The sequence below is a fragment of the Rhizobium sp. NZLR10 genome, from assembly GCF_019685125.1.
Taxonomy (GTDB): domain Bacteria; phylum Pseudomonadota; class Alphaproteobacteria; order Rhizobiales; family Rhizobiaceae; genus Rhizobium.
On sequence record NZ_JABDWE010000009.1, the window covers coordinates 238,963 to 264,615 of the forward strand.

At 56.4% G+C, this 25,653-nt stretch carries 19 protein-coding genes and 5 pseudogenes; 8 read left to right on the forward strand and 16 right to left on the reverse strand.

Going from position 1 to position 25,653, the window contains the following annotated elements; genetic code table 11:
- The first annotated feature begins 45 nt into the window (after positions 1–45).
- Genes HJB82_RS16010 through HJB82_RS16030 form a run of 5 tightly spaced genes read left to right on the forward strand, consistent with a single transcriptional unit; the run spans position 46 to position 4,436 of the window.
- Positions 46–636, forward strand: a complete 591-nt coding sequence (locus HJB82_RS16010) for a NodA family N-acyltransferase (RefSeq protein ID WP_127431414.1) — start codon at positions 46–48, stop codon at positions 634–636.
- On the forward strand, positions 633–1,283 hold the full coding sequence (gene nodB, locus HJB82_RS16015; protein ID WP_221140615.1) for a chitooligosaccharide deacetylase NodB: 651 nt from the start codon (positions 633–635) through the stop codon (positions 1,281–1,283). Before HJB82_RS16010 ends, nodB begins: the two co-directional genes overlap by 4 nt.
- 22 nt (positions 1,284–1,305) lie before the next feature.
- Entirely contained in the window at positions 1,306–2,583 is a 1,278-nt protein-coding gene (nodC, locus tag HJB82_RS16020) for a chitooligosaccharide synthase NodC (protein ID WP_127431412.1), read from the forward strand.
- 37 nt (positions 2,584–2,620) lie between these two features.
- Positions 2,621–3,655, forward strand: coding sequence for a nodulation factor ABC transporter ATP-binding protein NodI (nodI, locus tag HJB82_RS16025; protein ID WP_127431513.1), 1,035 nt, complete (start codon positions 2,621–2,623; stop codon positions 3,653–3,655).
- 1 nt (position 3,656) lies between these two features.
- Positions 3,657–4,436: an ABC transporter permease gene (locus HJB82_RS16030; protein WP_127431411.1), complete on the forward strand. Its 780-nt coding sequence runs from the start codon at positions 3,657–3,659 to the stop codon at positions 4,434–4,436.
- 343 nt (positions 4,437–4,779) lie between these two features.
- Here HJB82_RS16030 and HJB82_RS16035 read toward each other — a convergent pair whose 3' ends face one another.
- The 15 genes and pseudogenes from HJB82_RS16035 to HJB82_RS16100 all read right to left on the reverse strand — a co-directional run bounded on the left by HJB82_RS16035 (position 4,780) and on the right by HJB82_RS16100 (position 21,153).
- The gene (locus HJB82_RS16035) at positions 4,780–5,832 is read right to left on the reverse strand and encodes a class I SAM-dependent methyltransferase (RefSeq protein WP_221140616.1); all 1,053 of its coding nucleotides are present in this window, start codon (positions 5,830–5,832) and stop codon (positions 4,780–4,782) included.
- 144 nt (positions 5,833–5,976) lie between these two features.
- Entirely contained in the window at positions 5,977–6,183 is a 207-nt protein-coding gene (nifT, locus tag HJB82_RS16040) for a putative nitrogen fixation protein NifT (RefSeq protein WP_131702623.1), read from the reverse strand.
- A 172-nt stretch (positions 6,184–6,355) separates the two neighbouring features.
- A complete protein-coding gene (locus tag HJB82_RS16045; protein WP_221140619.1) occupies positions 6,356–6,550 on the reverse strand; it encodes a 4Fe-4S binding protein in 195 nt (64 codons plus the stop codon).
- Between the two features lie 29 nt (positions 6,551–6,579).
- Positions 6,580–8,058: a nitrogenase cofactor biosynthesis protein NifB gene (gene nifB / locus HJB82_RS16050; protein ID WP_168260029.1), complete on the reverse strand. Its 1,479-nt coding sequence runs from the start codon at positions 8,056–8,058 to the stop codon at positions 6,580–6,582.
- A 193-nt stretch (positions 8,059–8,251) separates the two neighbouring features.
- Positions 8,252–9,808: a nif-specific transcriptional activator NifA gene (nifA, locus tag HJB82_RS16055; protein ID WP_221140654.1), complete on the reverse strand. Its 1,557-nt coding sequence runs from the start codon at positions 9,806–9,808 to the stop codon at positions 8,252–8,254.
- A 195-nt stretch (positions 9,809–10,003) separates the two neighbouring features.
- Positions 10,004–10,300 (reverse strand): ferredoxin family protein, encoded by a 297-nt coding sequence (locus HJB82_RS16060; protein WP_062944511.1) that lies wholly within the window; start codon positions 10,298–10,300, stop codon positions 10,004–10,006.
- 11 nt (positions 10,301–10,311) lie between these two features.
- A complete protein-coding gene (locus HJB82_RS16065) occupies positions 10,312–11,619 on the reverse strand; it encodes an NAD(P)-binding protein (RefSeq protein ID WP_168260030.1) in 1,308 nt (435 codons plus the stop codon).
- Positions 11,606–12,742, reverse strand: a complete 1,137-nt coding sequence (locus tag HJB82_RS16070) for an electron transfer flavoprotein subunit alpha/FixB family protein (RefSeq protein WP_168260031.1) — start codon at positions 12,740–12,742, stop codon at positions 11,606–11,608. Before HJB82_RS16070 ends, HJB82_RS16065 begins: the two co-directional genes overlap by 14 nt.
- A 17-nt stretch (positions 12,743–12,759) precedes the next feature.
- A complete protein-coding gene (locus tag HJB82_RS16075; RefSeq protein ID WP_168260032.1) occupies positions 12,760–13,611 on the reverse strand; it encodes an electron transfer flavoprotein subunit beta/FixA family protein in 852 nt (283 codons plus the stop codon).
- Between the two features lie 613 nt (positions 13,612–14,224).
- Entirely contained in the window at positions 14,225–14,770 is a 546-nt protein-coding gene (locus HJB82_RS16080; RefSeq protein ID WP_246638984.1) for a redoxin domain-containing protein, read from the reverse strand.
- 477 nt (positions 14,771–15,247) lie between these two features.
- The gene (locus HJB82_RS31625; RefSeq protein ID WP_246638985.1) at positions 15,248–16,615 is read right to left on the reverse strand and encodes an ATP-binding protein; all 1,368 of its coding nucleotides are present in this window, start codon (positions 16,613–16,615) and stop codon (positions 15,248–15,250) included.
- A gap of 419 nt (positions 16,616–17,034) precedes the next feature.
- Entirely contained in the window at positions 17,035–18,243 is a 1,209-nt protein-coding gene (locus tag HJB82_RS16090) for an aspartate transaminase (protein ID WP_221140656.1), read from the reverse strand.
- A 601-nt stretch (positions 18,244–18,844) separates the two neighbouring features.
- Positions 18,845–19,171 (reverse strand): annotated as a pseudogene (locus HJB82_RS31630) (hypothetical protein); the annotation flags it as partial.
- A 488-nt stretch (positions 19,172–19,659) separates the two neighbouring features.
- Entirely contained in the window at positions 19,660–20,769 is a 1,110-nt protein-coding gene (gene repC / locus HJB82_RS16095; RefSeq protein ID WP_221140621.1) for a plasmid replication protein RepC, read from the reverse strand.
- 189 nt (positions 20,770–20,958) lie between these two features.
- The gene (locus HJB82_RS16100; protein ID WP_168260256.1) at positions 20,959–21,153 is read right to left on the reverse strand and encodes a ribbon-helix-helix domain-containing protein; all 195 of its coding nucleotides are present in this window, start codon (positions 21,151–21,153) and stop codon (positions 20,959–20,961) included.
- A 259-nt stretch (positions 21,154–21,412) separates the two neighbouring features.
- On the opposite strand from HJB82_RS16100, the pseudogene HJB82_RS16105 reads away from it, so the two are divergent.
- A pseudogene (locus HJB82_RS16105) lies at positions 21,413–22,300 on the forward strand (transposase); the annotation flags it as partial.
- Positions 22,301–22,342: 42 nt separating this feature from the next.
- Here the strand turns inward: HJB82_RS16105 and HJB82_RS16110 are convergent.
- Positions 22,343–23,351: pseudogene (locus tag HJB82_RS16110) on the reverse strand (IS30 family transposase).
- 118 nt (positions 23,352–23,469) lie between these two features.
- On the opposite strand from HJB82_RS16110, the pseudogene HJB82_RS16115 reads away from it, so the two are divergent.
- A pseudogene (locus tag HJB82_RS16115) lies at positions 23,470–23,751 on the forward strand (ISNCY family transposase); the annotation flags it as partial.
- A gap of 1,326 nt (positions 23,752–25,077) precedes the next feature.
- Positions 25,078–25,653: pseudogene (locus tag HJB82_RS16120) on the forward strand (ATP-grasp domain-containing protein); the annotation flags it as partial.

The window sequence follows — 25,653 nt, forward strand, 5'->3', positions numbered from 1 at the left end:
CAGCTCTGATCGTGGTTGGGCGAAGAAACAACTTGGAGCTTTTGCATGTCTTCTGAAGTGCGATGGAAAATCTGCTGGGAAAATGAGCTGGAAGCTTCCGACCACGCGGAACTCGCTGATTTTTTTTGTAAGACCTATGGGCCGACGGGAGCGTTCAATGCCAAGCCGTTCGAGACTGGCCGAAGCTGGGGTGGTGCGAGGCCCGAACGCCGCGCAATCGCATATGACTCGCACGGCGTCGCTAGCCACATGGGCTTGTTACGCCGCTTCATAAAGGTCGGTACGACTGATTTGCTTGTGGCTGAGCTAGGCCTGTACGGAGTGCGACCGGATCTAGAAGGATTAGGCATCGCTCACTCGGTCCGCGCCATGTTTCCGGTTCTGCGCCAGTTGAGTGTTCCATTTGCTTTCGGAACAGTTCGCCACGCCATGCGGAATCATATGGAAAGATACTGCCGAGACGGGACCGCCAATATTATGACCGGGCTGCGTGTGCGCTCCACGCTTCCAGACGCGCATTCCGACCTGCCAGCCACGCGCACTGAAGATGTCCTCGTATTGGTGGTTCCCGTCGACCGTCCGATGACTGAGTGGCCTGCGGGCTCGTTGATTGAACGAAACGGGTCGGAACTATGAAGCGGCCTGCATATATGAGCGAAGTACCGGTCAATCACACAAACGGCCAGGAAGATCGCTGCGTTTACTTGACGTTCGACGACGGTCCTAATCCATTCTGCACGCCGCAAATCCTAGATGTTCTAGCTGAGCACCGTGTTCCGGCGACATTTTTTGCTATCGGCTCATACGTGAAGGATCACCCCGAACTCATTCGGCGCCTTGTGGCGGAAGGTCATGATGTCGCCAATCATACCATGACGCATCCCGACCTCGCCACCTGCGATCCCAAGGATGTGAAACGTGAAATAGACGAGGCGCATCAAGCTATTGTCTCGGCCTGTCCCCAAGCCTTGGTCCGGCACTTACGAGCGCCTTACGGGGTTTGGACTGAAGACGTCCTTTCAGCATCGGTGAGGGCTGGACTTGGAGCCGTTCACTGGTCGGCCGACCCTAGAGACTGGTCTTGCCCGGGCGTCGACGTGATCGTTGATGAGGTGCTTGCTGCTGCTCGGCCTGGGGCAATCGTGCTTTTGCACGACGGGTGTCCTCCCGATGAGGTTGAGCAATGCTCGCTTGCCGGACTCCGTGACCAGACGCTCATAGCACTCTCTCGAATTATTCCGGCACTGCATAGCCGCGGATTCGAGATTCGTTCACTTCCCTGAAACACTGGACAAACGAGAAACCATGACCCTGCTCGCAACAACCAGCATCGCCGCCATCTCGCTTTATGCAATGCTCTCCACCGTTTACAAGAGCGCGCAGGTCTTTCATGCTAGGCGGACAACGATCTCAACAACACCTGCGAAAGACATTGAAACCAACCCCGTGCCAAGCGTTGATGTCATCGTGCCGTGCTTCAACGAGGACCCAATCGTTCTTTCGGAATGCCTCGCGTCGCTTGCGGAGCAAGATTATGCCGGAAAATTGCGCATCTATGTAGTCGACGACGGTTCCAAAAATCGCGACGCGGTTGTGGCTCAGCGCGCTGTCTATGCAGACGATGAGAGATTCAACTTCACAATTCTCCCTAAAAATGTTGGAAAGCGCAAAGCGCAAATCGCCGCTATAACCCAGTCCTCTGGGGATCTCATTTTGAATGTGGACTCAGACACCACGATCGCCCCCGACGTCGTATCTAAGCTTGCCCACAAAATGCGGGATCCAGCAGTCGGTGCGGCGATGGGCCAAATGAAAGCCAGCAACCAGGCGGACACCTGGCTAACTCGCTTGATTGACATGGAGTACTGGCTTGCCTGCAACGAGGAGCGCGCGGCACAAGCTCGCTTCGGTGCAGTTATGTGTTGCTGCGGCCCATGTGCGATGTACCGTCGGTCTGCTATGCTTTCGCTGCTCGATCAGTACGAGACGCAGCTTTATCGCGGCAAGCCGAGTGACTTCGGCGAAGATCGCCATTTGACGATTCTCATGCTGAGCGCAGGCTTTCGAACTGAGTATGTTCCGAGTGCCATCGCGGCGACAGTCGTTCCAGACACGATGGGTGTTTATCTACGCCAACAACTACGGTGGGCACGCAGCACCTTTCGGGATACTTTGCTTGCGCTTCCTGTACTGCCTGGTCTCGATCGATATCTCACGCTGGACGCAATCGGGCAAAATGTCGGCCTGCTACTTCTTGCGCTGTCGGTATTGACAGGAATTGGCCAGTTTGCGCTGACCGCCACACTACCCTGGTGGACGATCCTGGTCATTGGATCCATGACTCTTGTCCGCTGTAGCGTGGCTGCCTATCGCGCCCGCGAACTGAGGTTTCTGGGTTTTGCTCTCCACACGCTTGTGAACATCTTTCTCTTAATTCCCTTGAAGGCCTATGCCCTTTGTACCCTATCCAATAGCGACTGGCTGTCGCGCGGATCAGTCGCGATTGCGCCCACGGTTGGGCAGCAGGGCGCTACCAAAATGCCAGGGCGGGCGACATCTGAAATTGCCTATAGTGGCGAGTGATGAACGCGTCACTGCAGCTCAAAATCTGGGACAAGAAATGAACGGGCAATTAACGAATTTGAAGACGACGATCGCTGATCCGCACCAGGATCATCTCATCCTATCGGAGCGGCAGCACCAATCGAAATTTAAGGCAATGGATTCGCCTTCTGGCTCATTGTCCCCAGTCGCAATCGACCTGGCCGGCGTTTCGAAATCATATGGTGGTAAAATCGTCGTCAATGACTTGTCGTTTACTATCGCCGCAGGAGAATGTTTTGGTCTTTTAGGACCGAACGGCGCAGGTAAAAGCACGATCACCCGTATGATCCTAGGAATGACGTCGCCGAATGCAGGCAAGATCACTGTACTCGGAGCGCAGGAGCCGGGCCAGGTTCGCTTGGCGCGCGCGAAAATCGGGATCGTGTCTCAGTTCGATAATCTCGACCTGGAATTCACGGTCCGCGAGAACCTTTTGGTATACGGCCGCTACTTCCGCATGAGCACCCGAGAAATCGAAACGGTGATCCCATCGCTGCTTGAATTTGCGCGACTTGAAAGCAAGGCGAATACGCGTGTGGCAGACCTATCGGGAGGGATGAAGCGACGCCTCACTTTGGCGCGTGCGCTCATTAATGACCCGCAGCTACTCATTTTGGACGAGCCGACCACTGGCCTCGACCCACACGCGCGCCACTTGATCTGGGAACGACTTCGATCGCTGTTGGCATGCGGCAAGACAATTCTTCTGACGACCCATATCATGGAAGAGGCTGAGCGGTTGTGCGACCGGCTGTGCGTGCTTGAAGCTGGGCGAAAGATCGCCGAGGGCCGACCGCATGCCCTGATCGAGGAGCAGATTGGCTGTCCTGTGATCGAAATTTATGGCGGCGATCCGCAGGAGCTTAGTCTCTTGATCAGGCCGAATGCTAGGCGACTGGAGATCAGCGGAGAGACCCTGTTCTGCTACACGCCTGATCCAGAGCAGGTGCGCGCGCAGCTGCGTAGATATACGGGCCTGCGCTTGCTGGAGCGTCCACCAAATCTAGAAGATGTCTTCTTGCGGTTAACCGGACGCGAGATGGAGAAGTAGAATGAGCGTAGCAGCATTATCCGCCGGCGGTTTAAATTGGCTCGCAGTTTGGCGCCGGAACTATTTGGCTTGGAAAAAAGCGGCGTTGGCATCCATTCTGGGAAATCTAGCCGATCCCATTATATATCTATTCGGGCTCGGCGCTGGATTGGGAGTGATGGTGGGGCGCGTTGACGGCGTATCGTACACTGCTTTTTTGGCGGCTGGAATGATCGCGACAAGCGCGATGACTGCTGCAACCTTCGAGACTATCTATGCGGCCTTTGGCCGAATGGAGGGCCAGCGCACCTGGGAAGCAATGTTATACACGCAGCTCAGGCTGGGGGATATCGTCGTTGGGGAAATGGCGTGGGCGGCAACCAAGGCGTCGCTCGCAGGCACCGGTATTGGTATCGTCGCCGCCATGTTGGGATACACTCACTGGCTGGCTCTTCTCTACGCTCTTCCGGTCATCGCCATCACGGGCTTAGCCTTTGCGAGCCTTGGAATGGTCGTCACGGCCCTCGCGCCCAGCTACGATTATTTCATATTTTATCAAACGCTGGTCATCACACCGATGTTGTTTTTGTCAGGCGCAGTCTTTCCCGTAGACCAGTTGCCCGTAGCATTCCAACAGATAGCCGCCTTCTTGCCCTTGGCACATTCGATAGATGTTATACGCCCGACGATGCTGGGCCAACCAATCGCCAATGTCTCCCTGCATATCGGCGTTCTCTGCATCTACATAGTCGTACCATTCCTCGTGTCGACCGCATTGCTTCGGCGGCGACTAATGCGGTGACGGATGCTGCTTCACATCATCATCAGAATCAATCCGGTCGGTTTGCTTTGCTTGGCCCGGCATCTCGCAAGTCGTATGGAGGCCAGGCGACGGCGCGTCTCCTGGTAAACGACTGGCCTTGTGATGACGGTGAGGAAAGGCTGCCGTCAAGGGTGCCGACACATTGCGTGCGGTCAGTGCGGGTATCGCCGCTGTCTCGCTCGTGCAGCAGGGAGTTGAAGAGCGGCGACCGGATCTGCCCTCAAGCGCAAAACGGTCCAAATTCAAGTGCTAGCCGCCTTCAACGTCACGTGTGCGCCGAGAGCCTGCCCCATCTGGCATGTCCCGGATGCACCACTCCTTCTCACCAAGTTGCTTCGAGCACCATGTTCAGCGGCGTCTGGGCTGCTCGTCTGACATGTGTGAACCCGCCTGACCGGATCACCTCCGTCAATCGCTTCTCTCCCGCCTGAGCGCCAAGTGCTAATCCCGTCTCCTGCGCCAGGGAGGTGGGAACGCAGATCATCGTCGAGGCGGAGTAGTAGAGCCGCCCGACCGGGTTGATATTCTCCTCAAGCGTGTCTCCCGCCAAAGGCTCGACGACCATCCAGGTGCCGCCTTCCTTCAGCGCTTTTTTGATATGAGACGCCGCGGCTTCCGGGTCGCCCATGTCGTGTAGGCAGTCGAAGCAGGTGATCAGATCGAAGTCGCTACCGTCGAAGTCCTGCGCGCGGCCCACCTCAAACTGCACGTTCGTCAAACCGTGCGCTTCAGCGTGCGCTTTCGCAGCCGCGATCGAGCCCAAATGAAAGTCGTAACCCGTGAACTGGGATTTGGGAAAGGCCTGCGCCATCAGAACCGTTGATACCCCGTGCCCGCATCCGACGTCGGCGACCGTTGCACCCGATTTCAACTTGGCGTTCACGCCATCGAGCGCCGGCAGCCACTCCTGGACCAGCGCATTGACGTAACCAGGGCGGAACAGCCGCGCGACAGCGCAGAACATGCAGCCAGCCTGGTCACCCCAGGCAACGCCTTCACCTGTCTTGAAGGCAGACTGCACCTTCGCCTGATTTCCGACCATGGCGGCAGCCGTATCGAAGGCGCCAATCAGGTTGACCGGGCTGTCGGGTTCAGCAAACACGTAGGCCTGCTCGGGCGTGAGCGAGAACCGGCCATTCTCGTAATGCACATAGCCCGAAGCCGCCTGCGCTGCCAACCACTCGCGCACATAGCGAGGCGTGCATCCCGCGGCCACGGCAACCTCCTCGGCCGTCGCGGGTCCGATCGCCTTTAGCGTCTTGTAGAGGCCAAGGTCATCGCCGATCCGCACCAGCGGCACGCTGAATGCACCACCAAGGTCGCCAAAGATGCGGTCCACGAGCTCCTTAAGCGTTGTTTCGTTGAGTTGGTTCACGTCGGATTCCTCCAGGTATAAGGGCGACCTCTTGACGATCGTCGTCTTCAACGGATCGGCAAAGGATGAAACTCGATACCCTGTGTTGGGTGTATGAACTGCTTACGCTTTGCACCAACGCTCGTTCCGACCTGCGCGCGCACTCTAACTGGATAGCCTCCTCGCATCGACAGTAACGGGCAGGCGCCTGTTCTGCGATAGGTCGGGAAGGGCAATCCGCCATCCGTTTTTCAGCAGAATAGAGCCGCCCCATAGGTTTTTGTGCTCAACCGAGACGATCGGTTCCTCGAGGTCTTTCTTGTGAATATAGGCCGATAAGCCGACGTCAGTTCTGCTGATTGTCACTCTCATGCACGTTCCTTCTCGCTGGCCGCTTTGGGAGCTTTGAAAGTGTTATCAAGGCCCATTATTCTGGTAGGAAATATCCCCAGGCCGACACCTCCGTTATGGCTCTACATCAGATTTGGGCGGAATCCGCTCCCTGGATGCGAAATTGGTCTTACGCGCTTTAGTCCAGTGACAATCAGGCAGGGACGCAGGTCTCCGGCATCGGACACACCGAAGCGCATTGTTGCGTGTCAAACTCACCGTTGCACTCGGTACATTTTTGTGAATCAACAACATATCCCTCACCTTTGAAACTGATCGCATCTGAGGGACATGCAAATTCGCAAGAGCCGCACTGGGTGCACTGGGATGCGATTATTTTGTAAGCCATTTTGTAGCTCCTGAGTCAGTCAGAGGGGGCTAAGCCGTCGGCATCGACGGGTTTCGGCCAAACTCGGCTGCGTATACCGCGCTAATTGAAGCCTCGATGTAAGCATAGGCAAATGCGTCCGTTGCTCGCACGCCAGCTTTTGCCAGCCGCTTCTTTGGTCCATCGCCAATTTTGGCAGAGAGCAGAATATCGATACCGTCGAGTGCAACGATGATGTGATCGAGAGCGCTGTCCTCGCCTACACCACCCAGGCAATACTGTTGAACCCTTCGGTGTCCCACTAAATCGATTCCCTTTCGAGAGACGGCATACAATTGGAGTTCTCTTGCCTGACCGAAATGCTCGTTGATCCGGCCGCCACCTTTGGTCGCCACGGCAACGGCAAGAGTTCCCGACGAATCCAGTGACTTGACTGCTTTGTTCGCGTCCAATTTTGCTGCAAATTGATCCTCTCGCTCATGCTCGACCAGCTTCCGATATACCTCGCGCTTGTTGGCATCGTATCCAGCTTTGGTGGAGATTTGGTCGAGAGCAAACTCTCGCTCGCGATCATCGCCCAGCAAACCGATGGCGTCGGCCCGACACTGTTGGCAGTGGCGCATAAGCTTAACGTTACCATCGAGACAGTCTTGAAGTGCCTTTAGTTCGAACTGCTCGGGGCAACGCTGACCCGTGAGACCGTAATAAGTGCCATGCGAAGGCTTTGAAATCAGGGGCACAACATTGTGCATGAATGCCCCGCGGTCTCTGATCCATCGGTTAACTTCCACGAGGTGCGTGTCATTGACGCCTGGAATCATAACAGAATTGATTTTGGTGAGGATGCCGCGTTCGGTCAGCATTTCCAAACCCAACATTTGGCGCTCGTGAAGGATCCTGGCACCTTCTATCCCAGTGTATCGACGATGACCGTGAAGTATCCATGGATAGATCTTCGCCCCGACTTCCGGATCCACCATGTTGATGGTGATCGTCACGTGATCGACGTTCATGTCAGCTAGCTCATCGACATGGTCCGGAAGCGCCAATCCATTGGTAGAAATGCATAGTTTGATGTCAGGTATTTCTCTGGCAACGCCTTCAAACGTCGCTACTGTTTTCTTCCAGTCGTAACAAGCGTCGCCCGGTCCGGCAATGCCGATTACGGAAAGCTCCGGCACTTTGCTGGCGACGGCAAGCACCTTGCGTAGTGCCTGGTCGGGAGTTAGCTTGACTGATGAGACCCCGGGACGGCTTTCGTTGGTGCAGTCATATTTGCGATTGCAGTAGTTGCACTGGATGTTGCAGGCAGGTGCGACCGCGACATGCATGCGAGCAAAATAGTGATGGGCTTGCTCTGAAAAGCAGGGATGGTCTTTGATTCTCTCCCAGATCCGCGCATCGATGTCATCCGTCACCGAAAGGTCATAGGACGAAGATGCGCGGCCGCCGCGCATAGCGGGCGCCATCGGCGCCCGGTCGAAGGGGGCGCTGCTGGTCATCCCGACCTTTATTTCCGGTTCCGACATCACACTGTTCCACTGTTGAGGAAGGTTAAATCTCCGAATGCAAAAGATTCCGGTCGACGAGACATGGTTGTTTCAGCGTTATGTCGCCTTACCGCTCGTTTCCCCGCTTGCTACCGGAGATGTCTTGTAGAAATGAAAATAGATCGCGCCCGAAGTCGTTGGGCCACGCTTACGGAGTTCTTGGCGATCGCCGTCACTCCTTCTTCACATCGATACGAAACCGGCGTAGCGCATAGCCGACCTGCCGCGGCGTTTTACCAAGGATACGAGCTGCTTTGGCCTGTACCCAACCAGCCTTCACCATTGCATTGATCAGTCGATCACGCTCAGTGAGACCCGGTGCCTCCATTGTGGCTGTGGCACCGCTGGGAGCGCCTGCGTAGGGGGCCAGTCCGCTCGACATTGTATCTCGTGGGTTGAGACTATGCACCGCGTCGTTGTCAATAACGTCGCGGGCGTCTTTCCAGAGGAGCGCCGAAGAACACTGGCCTTGCTGACAGGCGAAATCTGATGAAGCAATCGTATTTGAACTGGCGAGAGTAGCGGTCCTTTGCACGCAGTTGTCCAGCTCGCGAACATTGCCGGGGAAGGCGCATTTCGACAAAATGTCTATTGCCGACGGCGCGAAGTCGAGATCTCGATCATTTGCCTTGTTGAATTTCTCGAGGAACACTTGCGCTAGAAGCGAAATGTCTCCGTCGCGCTGGCGAAGTGGCGGCAAAACGATGGGCACCACATTGATCCGATAATAGAGATCGGCTCTGAACTCCCCACGAAGGACGGCCACTTCAAGGTTTTTGTTGGTGGCGCATATAACTCGAACGTCTACTTTCAATGTCTTCGTTCCGCCGAGACGTTCGAATTCGCCTTCCTGTAACACGCGCAATAACTTCGCCTGGAATTGTGGTGATACATCGCCAATTTCATCAAGCAACAGTGTTCCGCCATTTGCCAGTTCGAAACGTCCAGCTCGTTGAAGGAGAGCGCCAGTGAAAGCGCCCTTCTCATGGCCAAATAATTCAGATTCCAGAACGGTTTCCGACAGCGCGGCGCAATTCAACTTAATAAACGCCTTGCTTTTACGTATTGATAACGCGTGTATTGCTCTTGCAAAGCATTCCTTGCCAGTGCCGCTCTCTCCTCTCAAGAGCACCGCGGCGTTGGTCGCGGCCACGATCTCGGTGGTAGCTAATACCCTCTTTAGCGCGGGGCTCTCCCCAACGATCCAGTCGATTTTAGCGACTTGGGTGGGATGAGACTTCGGCTTGATTTTCGGAATCTGTCCTGCTTGTTGTTCTTCGGGGACTGATCCGCCACCGCTGCACAACTCGCGACGGCTAGCTTTGGCGATCAGGTTAGCGATGTGTTTCATAAGCGCCGTCTCGCCGGCCACCGCGCTGCCGTAAAAAGTGCGATCTATCCACAAAGCGCCAATTGCTTCCCCTTTCATTTTGAAGCCTAGAGCAACAGTTTTTTTCACAAAATGTGGCTCACCGCTAGCGAAGGCACAATTTATTGCATCCGACTGTTCAACCGTAAGAGAACGTAAGCGAACGTCGTGGCCATCGGCATGCCATACGGTTAGCTTGGGCTCTCGTCCGGTGCCGTAAATCACGATCACGCCGTCTCGCATTGGCAGATGTCTGTCGAGGGTGTTCATGACCACCTTCAGCGCGATCTCAAGAGGATAAGATATGAGATCGCTGGCGATTTCGGAGAGTAGCCGGGTCCGCTCGTCTGGTTTCGTCATGCCTGGGAACAGGCTATAGGTCACTGTTTTTTCCACTGGAGTCGCGCGAAATACGCCAAGGCATATTTCTAAATTGAACGTGTGCCTGACGGCGTGACAACTTAGCCTTTCGAGGGGTCGATATGTTGATGCACATTCACTTGCCGCTTGAGCAGTTGCACCGGTCGCTGCTATCGCGGCGGAGGTAGGAACTCTTCATCCGAATTTGAAGAGGACCCCGAACCCGCCTCGGGGATAATTCCACTTGATGTCGCCACTCGCTTCGCATAACACCCTGCATGTGCCGCATTCCAAGCAGCCATCGGAAACAATCGCCACCTGACCAATTTCATTAAGCTCGTAGCATTTGGCCGGACAGATTTGCGTCAAGGCGAGGAGGTTTGGGCTTGGCGACAGATGCGGTCGCACCGCAATGTGCGGACGTCCAGTATCGACGAGATATCGGTTTTGGTACAGCTTATCTTCAATGCGCTCAATCATGGTCGCCTTCATCCGAATTTTCTTTAACGCCAAGATACGGCGGAGCGGACCGCGTCGCTAATCAACCCCCAACGGGACCGTGCGTTGATAAAGGAGGCAGCTGTGGCCTTTTCCCTATTGATTTTAGGTGCACCGTCGACGCGCACAAAATTTTGCGCCGCCTGAGATATAAGCGTTGGATACGTCATGAAAAAATTGTGACTGTCGGTGTGGAGGAGGCTTGGAAGATCTTTGTGTTTGATCAGGTCTTTCATGACGAACGACTTATCCAGCATGCCCTTATAAAGAGAGAGATTGCGCTTCGTCATCAAGCCGCCACGGCTCTTTATCTGACAGATCGCTACGCCGGCCATGAGGCCTGATGTCATCGCGAGGTTTGATCCCTCCCTATGCACGGCATTGTTTAGTTGCGCGGCATCGCCCACGACCACCCACCCGTCGCCAAAGAGTTGCGGGATTGCCTTGAAACCCCCTTCGGGAATAAGATGCGCGGCGTATTCTTTTATCTCTGATCCGGCCAGTAATGGTCGGATCGAGGGATGTTGCTTGAAGGCGTCAAGAAGGCGGTACGGATTTTCCATGCCTTCCGCTAAACCGGAGACGAGGCAGCCGATCCCCACCGAGATCGACTCCTTGTTGGTATAAAGGAAGCCCAGTCCGGCCATTCCGCGTGAGATCGTGCCGCCGGCTTCGATTACACAGCCTTCGCTACCGTTGAGGCCGAAGCGCTCTGCGATGACCTCTTCCGGCATGAAATGCATTTCCTTGACAGCGAGGGCCACATTTTCCGGCTTCGGCATATCGCGTAACCCGGCTCGTGTTCCAAGCAGTCCGTTCACGCCCTCAGCAAGGACGACTACGTCCGCGAGGATCACACCGCCCTCTCGGTCCGTGTGAACGCCTATTACTTTACCGCTCAGGTCCCAAGCGAGTCTGGTCGCTGTCGTTTCACAAAGGACTGTGCCTCCCGCCTCGCGCACCTTGCGTGAGAACCATTTGTCAAACTGGGCGCGGATAATCGTATAACGGTTTGGCTTCAGTTCATTGAAGTCATCAGAGCGATAGTGCACGCCCGTGTGCGATGAGTCATCCATTAGCCAGAATCGTTGCTCGATCAGATGCCGTTCAAGAGGAGCGTCATCGCGAAATTCTGGGATAATCGCCTCCAACATGTTGGCGTACAATATAGCGCCTTGAACATTCTTAGAGCCCGAATGTTCTCCACGCTCCAACTGCAGCACTTTTAGACCGCGACTAGCCATCGAATACGCTGCGGCGTTGCCGGACATACCGGCACCAATGACGATCGCGTCGAACTTACTCTTGGTCATCTAGCCTTCCTCGGTCCATACCCTTGATAGAGTTGTGCGGTGGCATTCGCCTGGCGAAAGCTTCTGTTAGCGCCGGCAAGAACTCCAGCGCGCAAGCGACAACGCCAATGTGGGCGAAGTCAAAGATCGGCGCGTTCTGGTCGAGGTTGATAGCGACAATCAGATCGGCTCCTTCGACGCCAACGCGATGCTGGACCGCGCCAGATATTCCCGCCGCGATGTAGAGCTTGGGTCTGATGGTATGGCCGGACTGACCAATTTGTCGATCAGCAGGCATCCAGCCTTTTTGGACTAGTGGGCGCGAGCACCCGACTCCCCCGCCGATCGTCGTTGCCAGGTTTCTCAAGTATTGCAGGTTTCCTGCAACGCCGAGGCCGAGTCCGCCCCCAACCACGATATCGGAGTTGGCCAGATTGGATTGCTCAGAACCGTCGTTGCAGAGGAATGCGAGGACCTTGGTGACGATCGCTTCCTCGACCATTGTGAGTTCGTGCTGGATAACGCGCCCAATTGGCTTATCCGCACGTTGCGGCGTCGCCATGACCCTGGACCGCACCGTTGCCATTTGCGGTCGGCTGTTCAGCGTGTAGATGGTGCACAACAACGACCCGCCGAAAGTTGGCCGCGTCGCTGCGAGTGAACCATCTCCATCAACATCCAGCTCGGTGCAATCAGCCGTAAGCCCCGTTTGTAAGGTCGTTGCTACAGCACCGGCAAGGTCGCGGCCGAGCGTGGTCGCGCCGAGAAGGAGAATTTCTGGTTTGTGAGTAGTGACCAGATCTGTCAAAGCCTTGGTGAAGGGTTCGTTTCGATAGTTGGCGAGGAGCGGTGACTCTACCAGATAGGCGATATCAGCTCCGTAAGCGAAGGCCTCTTCGATCGCAGGCTTGGTCCCCACGCCTTCAGACGAACCGAGGATTACCCCGGCAAGTTGGACACCCAGCTTGTCAGCTAGTCTGCGGCCTTCGCCGAGGAGTTCAATCGATACGGGATGAACATTGCCGCGCTCAAGTTCCATGAAGACCCAGACGTGCCGGTGATCTTCGAAACATTTAAGCTGCTTTTTCCCTGAGCTGACGCGGCCGACAGCGTTTGCCGGCGTTTCATTTTTTCTAGCGACCAAAATCTACTCCTCGCTGCTCACCGATTGCCATGGGACGTGAGCTTGCGTTCCAAAACAGGCTGGCGGGAAAAAATTGCAGCGACCGTCTCCGCGGCGACCTCGGCCAACGTTTTGTCGTTAATGTCCATTTGCATAGCTTTTTCGGCGCGCGGACCGGGAGCGAATACTCGCTTCACCACCGTCGGCGATCCCCTTAGGCCGCATTTGTTCAACTCCCCAATGCCGGCGTCAGCGGCCCCCCATTTAAGAACCGGGCTTCGCGCGGCACGGAAGGCGTCATCGAGAGAGCCCCGGCGGATAGCATTGACACCTTCCAGCACGGTGATGAGACATGGCAACGTGCTCTTCAGCATCTGCGTGCCGCTCTCTGCGTGCCGTTCAACCATGATCTCGCGCGAAGTGGGATCAATGGATACAATCTTCGTTACGTAAGTCAGTTGCTGGAGGTTCAGCCTCTTTGCAATTCCGGGTCCGACCTGGGCCGTGTCGCCGTCAATTGTCTGCTTTCCGGTAAAGACGATATCAGGCGCCCCATAGCTCCCGCCAATCTTCGCGACTGCTTGAGAAAGAGCATACGAGGTCGCCAGCGTGTCAGATCCAGCAAAGTGGCGGTCGGTCAGAAGCACTGCGCGATCTGCGCCGTGGGTGAGGGCTTTGCGTAGCGCTTGCTCAGCCATGGGCGGTCCCATCGTGAGGACAGTCACCTCGCCCCCATAACGGTCACGAACCTGGAGTGCCTCTTCGAGAGCAAACAGGTCGTAAGGGTTGATGATGGTCGGTACGCCTTGGCGCATGATCGTATTTGTCACCGGGTGGACGCGTATCTGCGCAGAGTCCGGAACCTGTTTAATACAGACCACGATGTGCATAGTCGTTTAAGCTCCCAATTGGATTTGGGCTTTTAGGGACCCGACTTTCTCTGAGCACTGCTCGTGCCAATCAGGTTGCGGCGGTAACCCTTCGGGATTGCACGGGTTTTCGTTGTCGCTATGCGGAGGATGTTGTAGGGTTGCCGACAGGTCGTGTCGCAATCCGCCCAATTACTACGCGATGGAGAGGGCGGCCCATTAGCGTCAACTCGGGTAAGTCATGCTGGCTGCGCTACGAGCCGGGAGATGACAAGGATCTCCTAGATGGACCGCTGGTACAAAGTCTGGCGCGGTGGCCCGCATCGCATTGGTGAGGCCGTCACCGAGCAGCTCCATATTGATGTGAGGCGAAGGTCCTGCAGAATGTGGGGTTCAAGTATGCATGCCGCCATTGGACCGGAACCGGCATCAATACGCCTGTTGTCATTGCCCCGATGACCGCGCCGCGGCAGGCCATTCTATCCAACCCGCCTCCATGAAGCGCATTCTTCCGATCAATGACCCGAAATGACAACGGCGCAAGGAGATGTTGTCTGGGTTCAGGTTGATGCCCTCCTCAACGGCCGAGAGCGCCGTATTCCAATTCTTGATCTGTCTCGCCGCCGAGATTCGATCATGGAACTATCTCCGCTGCGCAAGTCTCGCCTGCACCAATACGCTCCTCTTCGGCATTTTTTGCTTCGGCGCTGGCGCGCCAGCTGCCGTCAATCACTTTTGGCAGAACGTCCTCGAGTAAAGACGGATGACCAATAAAGACGATGCTGCAGTCTCGGTCGACAACGAACGCCTGTGGAACATGGAAAGATAGGCTAGCTTTCTCCCAATGCTTATCCATTTCGCCTGAGTAGTTGAACCCGATCCGTATGTTCGCATTCGGTAGCCATTTGGTTACCCATGCGTCCATCTGAGCTAGGGCCTCGTCAGCCGTTGCAGCCCGCTCATTTACTACAATGCCGATGACCTCAATTCCGATGCCCCGGTATTCCTCCTGCAACTGAGCCAGGCGGGCCAGCGCCGCCCCGCAACCACTGCAGGTAGTCGAAACGAACGCAGGGATGTATATCTTGCCGAGCTGGAAGTTGGAAAGCGGATCGCCTCGCAGCCAGTGCTGCACATTGATAGACGGAGCTGGAGAGTCTATGCCTAAGCAAGAGGTCATTTTCATTCTCCACCAATAGCTATCCGACGCTTCGTGCGCCAGGAATGAGCGTGTGAAGTATTAGGTCGAGTTTGCTTCGATTTCGAAGCGCGGCTCTTGTTCGGTCTGTTGGATCCACGCTTGTGATCTCGTCTTCTAAAATGGCTTCTGCGGGTGCGGGCCGCCATTGCGATAGTGTCCTTCTTTTGGGAGGATGGCGATGTCTCCGTCGTGACAGGAAGACACCGAGCCTTGATGCAGATGGAGGTATTAAAGAGTTCCCATTAGCCATGAACACCACTTATGCTTCTCCGCGTTAGACGCCGCGGGTCGTACAAGAGACGCCTGTAAGTCAGGCGCCGGGGGGCTGCGACGGCCATCTTTTGGGGCGAGGTTCTCAACTTTAGTTTCCCTTTTGGTTCGTCAGCTGTTTGCGATTATCCGGCGTCGCTGCCATTCGCCGATCCGCATCTATCCTCTGTTTGATTGGTTCAAGTGTCAGCAGCCGCAGCAATCGTCTTCATCGTCTTCCTCGACGATGTGTTTTCTTTCCGTTTTCTCAATCCTCTTGAGGGAGCTGGCCTCTGCTTCGGCGTCGGCGAAGACCACCTCAACATCCTCGCGTGAGACGAGTGGGGCGACACCTCTCATAGTGCTCCGTTGGGCGAGACGGCGCACAATTTCCTTGACATATGCGGCGCTGGCACCCTTTGAACGGAGGACGGCTTCGGCCAAAGCTCCATCCTGGAAGTTCAGCGCGTGACCGTATTGCTTGAACAACCGCTGGCGGCAATCGTCATCGGGGAGAGGAATCTCAATCGCCGCATCTACACGGCCCGATCGGGTGGCGAGGGCCTCCTCGAGCGATCTCGGTCGATTCGAGGTCAGGAGAATGAGGATGTCGGAATCTTCGCCAAGACCATCCAACTCGTTCAACAGCCGGTTCAGGCGGGTTTCTGCCTTTTGGCCCGAAATATCATCGCGTGAACGGGCAACCAGATCCACATCCTCAAACACCATGATGCATGGCTGTAGGACACGAGCCAGCGCAAAGTGTTCCTCCATATCCAGCATCTGCTCAGCCGTGACCAGAACTACACTGTGCCCGGGCAGGTTGGCAGCGATATAGTGGACGACATGGGTCTTGCCGGTGCCAGGCTCTCCGTGGAGCAAGATCCCTTTCTGTCCTGACTGGCCGAGGCGCTTCAGCTCCTCCCGGTATTTAACAAAATCGAAGATGTGCGTATCGAGCTGGGCCATAGTCGCCTTTGAAAGTACGACGTCGTCCCGGCTTACCGCAGGAAGCTTGTGCACCCTCATTGTTTCATTCGTGCCTTCGAAGTCAGTGGACTCGAAAGAGACGGCCTTGTTGCGATAATATCGGGAGCTCTTGCCGTGCGCCTCGATTGTGCGCAGAAAGCCCTTGGCGAAGGCATGACCCACCTCATTGGGCAGATGAGCTATTTCGACCTGGACCTTTGGACCATACGGGGTAAGGAACTTCGACAGCATGACTGCTGCAGGCATGTCGTCGTCGATCGTTATCAGCCAGAGACCGTTGTTAATCGAAGCGTAGGGCTCATCTTCGCCAATGTCGATGTCCTGATACTGCACGGGCGTCAGCTGCACGACGCCTTTTCCCTCGGAGGTGGTCAGGTCTGACAGCTTCAACGGGAAAATCTCCAACTCTTGTTGGAAGCCCAAGAGCTCAGGGGACCGAGGTGCGACTAGGTTCTCGATAATGGTTTGAAGATCTGCCAGGAGATGTGCGGTAAATTGTCGGCGTGAGGTCACGAGAACTGCCAAATCATTGGTCTTGAAATGGCGAATAAGTTTCTGCCACACAAAGCGAACGGATACACTCATGACGATGTTCCTTTGAAAGTGGAGTTGAGTGGAAGGGCTGAGTCTCTAAAAGCAGCATCCGCATCGGGTTTCTCTCCAAACGTTCCGGCAGCCACGGTGTTTTCAGTGTCGCTTGGTCTCCGAAAATAGGATCAGGTCTCTAGGGACCCGGCTTACTCTGAGCACTGCTCGTGCCAATCAGGTTACGCCGGTAAGCCTCCGGGATCGCACGTGTTTCGTTGTCGCTATTCGGAGGGTTTTGTGGGGTTGCCGACATCTCGTGTCGCAGTTCGTCCGCGAATACTGCATTGGAGAGGCGGTCCGATAGTCTTCAACTCGGACAATTCATGAAGGCTGCGTCATGAGCCGCGGATCACCATCTTGACGCGTTTCGAAAATCTGCGGCCGGTGGGGCGCAAGTCCCACGGGCCTCTTTGCAATCAATACAGGTCGGCAACGGCCCGTTCGACGCGATCGCATGCCTGCGTGATCACCTCCATCGACGTTGCGATCGAGAGGCGGAAGTGAGGGGATATCCCGAAGGCAGCACCCTGCAGCGCCGCGACCCCGACGCCTTCCAGCAGGTAGAGCACGAAATCAAGGTCTGTCTCGATTGTCTTGCCTTCGGGGGTCTTCTTGCCGATGACACCGGCGCAGTTCGGAAACAGATAGAAGGCTCCGTCCGGTACGAGACAGGAGAGGCCGGGCACGGCATTGAGCCGTGAGCACGCATAATCGCGGCGCTCCTTGTAGACCTTCACGCTTTCCGAAACGAATGACTGGTCAGAAGACAGCGCATAGGCAGCGGCGGCCTGACTGACCGACGACGGGCAGGACGACATCTGCGACTGCAGCTTGTTGATGGCCGCAATCAGGGCGGCCGGACCCGCCGCGTAGCCGATACGCCATCCGGTCATGGCGTAGGACTTTGAGACGCCGTTGGTGAGCAGAACTCGCTGCTTCAGTTCCGGGACGGCGGCAACCAGCGTCGTCATCGGCTCGTCCCTGAACCAGATCTGGTCGTAGATATCGTCGGAGAGCACGAAGACGTGGGGATGGCGCAGCAGCACCTTGCCGAGGGCTTCGAGTTCGCTCCTGTCATATGCCGCGCCCGTCGGATTGGACGGCGCGTTGAGAACCAGCCACAAGGTCTTCGGCGTGATCGCTTTTTCCAATGCTTCCGGCGTGAGTTTGAAGCCTGCTTCCTGCGGGCATTCGACGATGACCGGCTTGCCTTCGTTGGCGATGACCATATCTGGATAGGAAACCCAGTATGGTGCGGGAATGATCACCTCGGCATCGTTTTCCACGCTCGCCATCAGCGCCAGAAACAGAACCTGCTTGGCGCCGCCGCCCACGCAGATTTCGTTGTCCGCGTAGCTGAGGCCGAGCCGGCGCTTGATATCGCCGATGATTGCCTTGCGCAGCGCCGGCGTGCCGTTGACAGCCGTATATTTCGTTTCGCCCCTGTCGATGGCCGCATGCGCCGCGGCCTTGATGTTGTCTGGCGTGTCAAAGTCCGGCTCGCCGACGGTCAGGTCGACGATATCGCGGCCGGCTGCCTTCAGTTCGCGAGCACGGGCTGCCGCAGCCGTGCTTGGCGAAACCTTGATTCTGGACACACGCGATGCAGGCACGAAGGTGCTCATTGTGTGTTTAAGCATGGAATGTAATGTTCGGTGCTGATTGACACTCATTGGGATTTCCTCGGTTCTGGAGAGGTGATTGCCTTCAGTGAACGGTTTCGATTTAGTGTAGTGTCCCGCCCAGGAAAGTTCCACGAGTTCGCCATGGTTGATCGTCGGGTCAAGGTCGCGACAGCTTTCGAAAGTTGATTGGCGATCCAGTGGCCCCCGGCGAACTAAGAGCAAGTTCTGGAATCGCAGTGAAGACAACCCACAAACGTGGCGCTCTTTGAAAAGCGAAATCCGCGCCAATTTGACGAGTCGCAAAGGATAGGCATTTCAGGATGTCACTGGAGAATCGGCAGAACTCCATGCAGCGAACGTTCAGAAAGTTTTCGACAACCCCGACAGCGAAAAGGCAAACTCGCGACAACTGGGCACATAGAAATAGCAACGTTGAACGCCACATTTCAAGCGTTGAAGGAGTGGAACAGCCTCCTGAAGTCCGAGAGTCCTCAATGACACCTTGGACTGCCCCCACTTTCGACCGGACACTCAGCATAAGCAGGAAGGCTCAAGCACATATGCGCGACCCGCCCAGCAGATACGCCGTATGTTCGGCAATCTCGCAGCATCGCTCAACCGAAATTGGGTCCGGTCCTGGTAGATCGAAATACCGGCAGAGATTACCAACTGTCGCATAGACTGCCTACTGTGCGCTCGTAATACCAGCGATGTTATAATTGCTCGAAGGCTTGGAACATTCGCCAATCAGCGCCTCAATGTTAGCGGTATCGACCCGGATGGCCTTGGCGCTTTCCGTCGAGAGATAGCCGTACTGAGCTGGGTCTGCTGAAAGAGTTATTGGATGGAGACCAAGACCCCGCGCAGCTTGGATGCAGACGGGACCATTGCTTGCGCCTTCGATGAGGATGAGTGCTCGTTCCTGCATTGGCGTTGACCTTTTCTCTGTACAGATGGGGGAATGGCATCAGCTTCAGCCATACTTGGGTTTTCCGGCAGTGACGCCTCTCATTTATGAGTAAGTTGAATTATAGGAAACTACTAGGATCAGTAGGAGCGGTACGAGTGCATCCGCGGATCAGCGCATTCAGATCCCTCGTATCGGTCCGGACAGCCTCAGCGCCTTACTACCAGAGGCAGTCATATTGGTGCGGCTCGACCGCCACGATAATCGAATGCAGTCCAAGACGCTTGACCCCTTGAATGTACCGTAGACCTTGGTCCTGTGGCCTTCAATTGAGATGAACACTCATGCCTTCATTTGAATTTCCCCTTGGTGCCGAGAGTTGTTTTGACGGATATTGACGTCAGCTTTTCATTCGGGTACGCGGGTCCTCCACGCAAAGCGACATCGGCGCGCATTGACGATCTTTAGTCCGCTGCTGGCTGTACTGCCGTCGCGGATGCCAAACACGGTCAATAGCGCTCTAAAAGGCTGTTTACTTCCTTTGATAGGTTTACTTGGCCGGCTTTAATAAGCCTGACCAGCACGCGGAAATAGCCGCCCGCATTCTTGATCTGTTCGGCCCCTGGCGTAGGCCGCGCCTGCAGCTGGATCACGTAAACCAAGGTGACAGCCGCCCCGAGCAGCCCGATTTCGCGGCCAGCCTCCACCCAAGCCGACGGCGACACGCCAAATGCACCCCGCATCCTCCCCACGGCCAATATAAACTCCCGATCATTTCGCACCTGCCCGATAAAATCCATTGCGTCCGGGCATGCCTTAACCAGGTCGTCTGCGGTCGCAATCGGCCGCTCCGGCGCCCTCACATCTCCTGAGTGATTGTTACAAGACTTGTCAGGGGCACATGTGTTCTTGTCTTCGTGACGGCAAGGATTGCCGGCAGAGGCAGCATAATATCGATCTTCTGCTTCCATTCGGAGCTGATGCCAAGCATCGCGAGAGCTGTCGGCCGATCCTATCGCCGATCGCCGCGGCGTGACTCGTGAAAGCGCCAGAGCGCGCGCCATCAGATCGGTGATGTCAGAGTCCGGATCGACCTCGGCAAGCGTCCTGAGAGCTTCCTGGGCCGATCTGCGATGAATGGTCAGCTCGTCAAAGGCAAGCGCCCGTTCACGCTCCCGCTCCTGAATGGCAGCCAGGCGCTCGTTGAGCTCCGGCAGCTTCTCCGGGAGAGGGGAGAGGTCGAAGCCATAAGCCCGGATGATCTGGCCCTGAGCCGATCGCTGCGCGAACCGTTTGCCGTTGGGGCTGTCCTTGGCGACAATCAGACCTTCCTCGGTCAGCATGGCTAGCGCGTAGCGCACCGCGCGCTCCGAAAGCCCGGTTCTTTCCATAAGAAATTTGTTGGAAGGCCATACGAGGATCCGGTTCTCGACGAGCTCGCCGCGATAGCAGCCGGCGAGCTGGTCCAATACGAAGCGGGCGCTGCTTGGAAGCTGCAGCACCTTTGCCGCGATTCGAGCGGCGGCGAAGAGTTTTTGCTTGTCCGCGGAGTCCTGCTCCCGCGCCGATGGCAGTGTCGGCTTGAGAGCACGCCAACCGGATGGTTGCGCCTTGGTCATTGTCCCTCATTTCCGGGTCAAAGCTTCGCCACCCGACTTGAAACGTCGGTTGACAAATCAGCGGTGATTCGGGATAACCAAGATGCTAGTGGCTTGGTTTACGGCGACCCAACGGTCATCTAAAGATCCCTAATCCTTGCTTCTTTCAAAGGCTCTGGGCTGGCAGGCTCCGAGCCTTTGCTTTTTCCCCTAGTTTCTATCCTCGATTAAGCGGTGAACGGCATCCGTAACGGCTTCAGACCGATTACGGTAAGCGCCGGACTTGATCAGCCGGTCGAGTTGCTCGGTCAGACGACCTTCCATCCATAGAAGCACCTGCTTTTCGCCGTTCGACTCTTTCTTGACGCGATACTTCTTCGCCGGCGTGATGTCCCGGATGCCCATGCTTTTGCCCTTCGACTAATGCAAGTCACGTCGCTAGTGATCGCCCAATTCTCACGAATTGTGAACCCCCATTATGATCAAATGCTAGATGTTACGCATTGTTAATGATCGCGGGAGGTAGCAAAGCCGAACGCCCGCGCGTTTCTCACTGCGCTGTAGCGGGTGATCGGCTAGTCGGGCGGCCATCGGTGTTTTCCGGTAGCGTCGGGTTGTCGAAGACCAACCTGACGGAAAGACCACCGATGACCAATGACATAACGTGCGCACGCTTGTTGAGAAGAGCGCGGATGCAGATTATCGCGGGAGATGATCGGCTTTGCGGCCGAACGGCTGATGGCGCTGGAGGTCGGCTCAGCCACGGGTGCTGACTTCGGCGAGAAGAACCCGCTGCGGCTTGCTCAACGCAACGGCTACCGTGATCGGGATTGGGAGACACGAGCCGGAACGGTCGAGCTTCGCATTCCGAAACTGCGCAAGGAGCTATTTCCCAAGCTTTCTCGAGCCGCCCCGTATTCCAGAGAAGGCTCTGACGGCGGCTATCCAGCAGGTCTATATTCAAGGAATCTCGACGGCGTTCTGTCGATGACCTGGTCGAAGCCATGGGCATCTCGGGCATCTCCAAAAACCAGCTGAGCCGTCTGTGCGAAGAGATCGACGTCAAGGTGAAGGCGTTTCTCGACCGTCCCATCGAAGGCGAGTGGCCATACGTCTGGATGGACGCTACCTACCTCAAAGTTCGGCGCGGCGGACGTATTGTTTCCGTCGCCGTTATCATCGCCTTCGGCGTCAACAGCGATGGTCGACGCGAGGTTCTTGGTATCGAGGTCGGCACGTCGGAGGCCGAGCCGATCTAGACGGAATTCCTGCGCAGGCTAACAGGCCGAGGATTGCGTGGCGTGAAGCTCGTATCCGCCTTCGTCGCAACGGCTTTTGCCCAGGAGACACCGGAGGTAGCATGCGTTCAATGGCGCAGCGTCGCCGATCAGATCAGACCGAAAGTGCCGAAGCTTGCCACCATCATGGACGACGCTGAAGAGGACGTGCTCGCCTACATGACCTTCCCGAAAGAGCACCCAGCAAAGCTACATTCGATGAACCCAAGCGACGCACCGAGGTGGTCGGCATCTTTCCGAACGACGAAGTGATCGGGTGAGTTCATGCTGAACCGCGACCTGCGGGCTTTGAGAGGCTAACCGGTACGCCTGATTTGCGCGAGGAGTTTCTGGCGGAAGACTTCTGCCGGCGTTTTGTAGCCGAGGCATTTGCGTGGCGTTGCGTTCAGGCGGTTGCAGATCTCGGTGAGATCGCGGTCGCTGAGAGACAGTGGATCGACCTCTCTCGAAAGCCATTTGCTGGCCCGTCTATTGGTGTTCTCGACAGTGCCCTTCTGCCACGGGGATTGCGGATCGCAAAACCATGTCTGCGCTCCGATGCTGCCTGCAGGTAAGGCCAGTCGGTGAACTCCGTGCCACGATCGAAGGTGATCGAGCGACGGGCGAGGTGGGGCAGGGATTGTAGCACCTGGATCAGGCCGTCCATCACCGGCCTCGATTGCCGGTCATTGTTGCGCAGCAAGACGGCAAATCGGCTGACCCGTTCGACAACGACGTCACGTTGGCCTTTCCGAACTTCTTGCGAAACTGGATGAGATCGCATTCCCAATGCCCGAACTGTTTTCGCTCGGCGACGGCGTCTGGCCGGTAGAGAATGTTGACATCCGGGGTGAACCGCTTGCCATGGCGGCGTCTGGCGTGCCGCGGCCGGCGTCTGGCACGATGCTCCGGCAGGTGTCGCCACAGTTTGATGGCGTGACCGTCCGAGGAATAGGCGAACTTATAGATCGTCTCATGGCTGACGGAGATCGGCTGGCGCTCAAGCTGCAATCGGCCGGCGATCTGTTGCGGCGACCAGCCATGCATGATGCGCTCGATCACCGATTGGCGGAGCTGCGCGAACCGGGCAAGTTTGCGCAGCTTGGCACGCCGTTCTCGCGCCATGTCATTGGCCATCACGCAGTAGTAACCGTTGAGGTCCGGCATCTCACGATCCTCGAACGTATTGCGGCGCAGCTCACGGAAAATGGTTGAGCGATGTCGGTGCAGCTTCTCGGCGATCACATCAACGCTGACCCCAGCCGTGCGCCAGCGGGCAATCTTGCGGCGTTCATCGATATCGATCTGGGAGTAGGTGCGCTTCATGTCTCGTTCCTTGCAAGGATAAACCGTTGTTATCTATTGCAAGTCGCACTTCATCCTTGAACCCACCCCGCTACACCAATTTGCGGCATAACCACTTTTATGGAACTTCCTGTTAGTAATGCGATCGGCGCATCGTGCCGAAGTCGTTGAGAACAAGCGTTTGGACGACGTGCTGTCGATCGTCGCTGAGCTGAAGGCCGGGCGGGAACAGCAGCGTAGCAAGAGCGGCCCTCGCCGCATTGGCCAGACGGATCATATGTTCCGTATTCCCGATGGCAGCCAGGGCAATGGTTATCAGAAGCGTGGCCGCAAGCCTGGCCGGCGGACGGACTTCATGAATGATCCGAAGGTCATCGCAAAAAGGCAGAAGGCGCTGGCACGGATGGAGGCAACGGAATAAATCGGGTACTCATAGTCTCAAAGCTAAAGCCGAAGGGGTGTTCCTCACCCGCCCCCGCTCCTCCCTTGCAACCCGGTCAGCCGCTCGGATCGGCGGCTATTCCGAAGCGCAAGTGTCGCGTTTCTAACTGGCTGACAGCGTCGCAGCACTAATCGGCTTTGACAAGTCGGTACGGACCTTGGACCAGACAATCGAGCCCTGCGGTTCTTCTTTGGTCTCACCCTTAGTCATGATGAGATACCGGAGCGGTTGCCTATGCCGGACACGGAATCTAGTCAAGTCTGTTGTCCGTGCCGGAATCATGGTTCTTTTCGAATGGCCTCATGATGATGTTCAGGTCGGATGCCTCAACGTGCGCAGCGCGGTTTTGGAGCCGCAGCCGATTGAAGGAGGTCACCACAACCACCGTCCCGCGGGGACATCACAGGCCTAGTCAGCCCCTGCGGTCTCGGGAGAATGTTACGGTCAGGTCGGCTCCCTTGCCGGGGTCCTATAACATATGGCGCCCTGTTGGCTGTGTTCGGCATAGGTGCCTCCAGCGCCAGGCCTCGCCGCCGGCCATCTCGGGCGCCTCCTATTCCAGGGCCGTCTCATCGCACTTGCATCCGTCGCCCGTGCCACATGCTGGTTCGTCCTACCCTAACGTCCCTCGATCTGGGGCGCGCCCTTGCATTGGCTGTCGTTGATCAATGGCTTGATTGGGTTTGGAGCCTAAACCATAGGCTAACGGCAGCAGACAAGGACTTGGACGATCGCCTGGCGGCACTTCACTGCGGCAGCCTTCCTCCCGAGCCAGTCCTTTCAATTGAAAGAGCAACTGGGTCGGTTACCAGCTGCAGCCAATCAATGCGCTCTTCGCGTCCGCAACGTTACCTAAAGATGAGGTTGCCACCACCCGAAGACATGGAGGCTTCGCTGAAATCAAGAGCGGGACTGAGGACCACCGGCTTAGCCGACTTGCTGTACGGCCCCTTTTGCTGGATGTGGTGATCCCGCGGACGTCAGTGATGGAGCAACGTCTTATATTTGCCGCCGAGCCTGGTTGGGGCGAATGCATGAGCTCGGCCTCCTTGTAGGTCATCGATAGTCTAGACCTTTACCGTCACGCATGAGTCGCCGTGGGCTCTCAACGTGTGACGTCAGGGCGCCTTCGTGGCCACGAGCGAACGCGTCAACTACCCAATGCCGTAGTTTCGGTTCTGGCTCCGCAACTGTAGAGCTCATTTTGTTTCGGCGCATTGACCATGATGTCGGAGGTCAGGCCCGGTTAAACAAGCTAATACCGTCTTACGGTCAGACTACCCCATCCACATAAGGAAGGTTCCAATGGCACAAAGAGCACTCATCCTTCTTGAAAGCGCGAGTACTGGTCCGCTATACGTCCAAGCGGCCCATCGTCTTGGACTTCATCCAATCACCCTATCGGCTGATCCAGCTCAGTACGAAAGCAGTGAAGCCATTCGGGTTGATACCGCCGACCTAAATGCGCTGATCCGGGAATGTTCACGGCTGCGTGCGACCTTTGAGATTATTGGAATTACGTCTGCCAGGGAGTCGGTCTATGCGACAGTTGGCAAGCTCTGCCGCCATTTCGGTCTACCAGGTCCTGACCCCGCGTCCATTGAACAATGCTGTAACAAATTCGCTCAACGTCAGCTCCTCGCCCAGGCCGGCGTTCCCATACCTGACTATCGCGTGGCAACGAATGCAACGGAGGTAGAAAGCGCTGCCGCGGAGATAGGCCTGCCGGCGATCCTCAAGCCAGTGGTTGGCATCGGCAGCAGCGGCGTACGATTGTGCCGCACCGCCAATGAGGTAGCCGAACATACACGGCATCTCTTGGGTGGAAGACACATCTGGCAGTCTCCGCCGCGGATACTGGTCGAAGAATTTGCAGAAGGC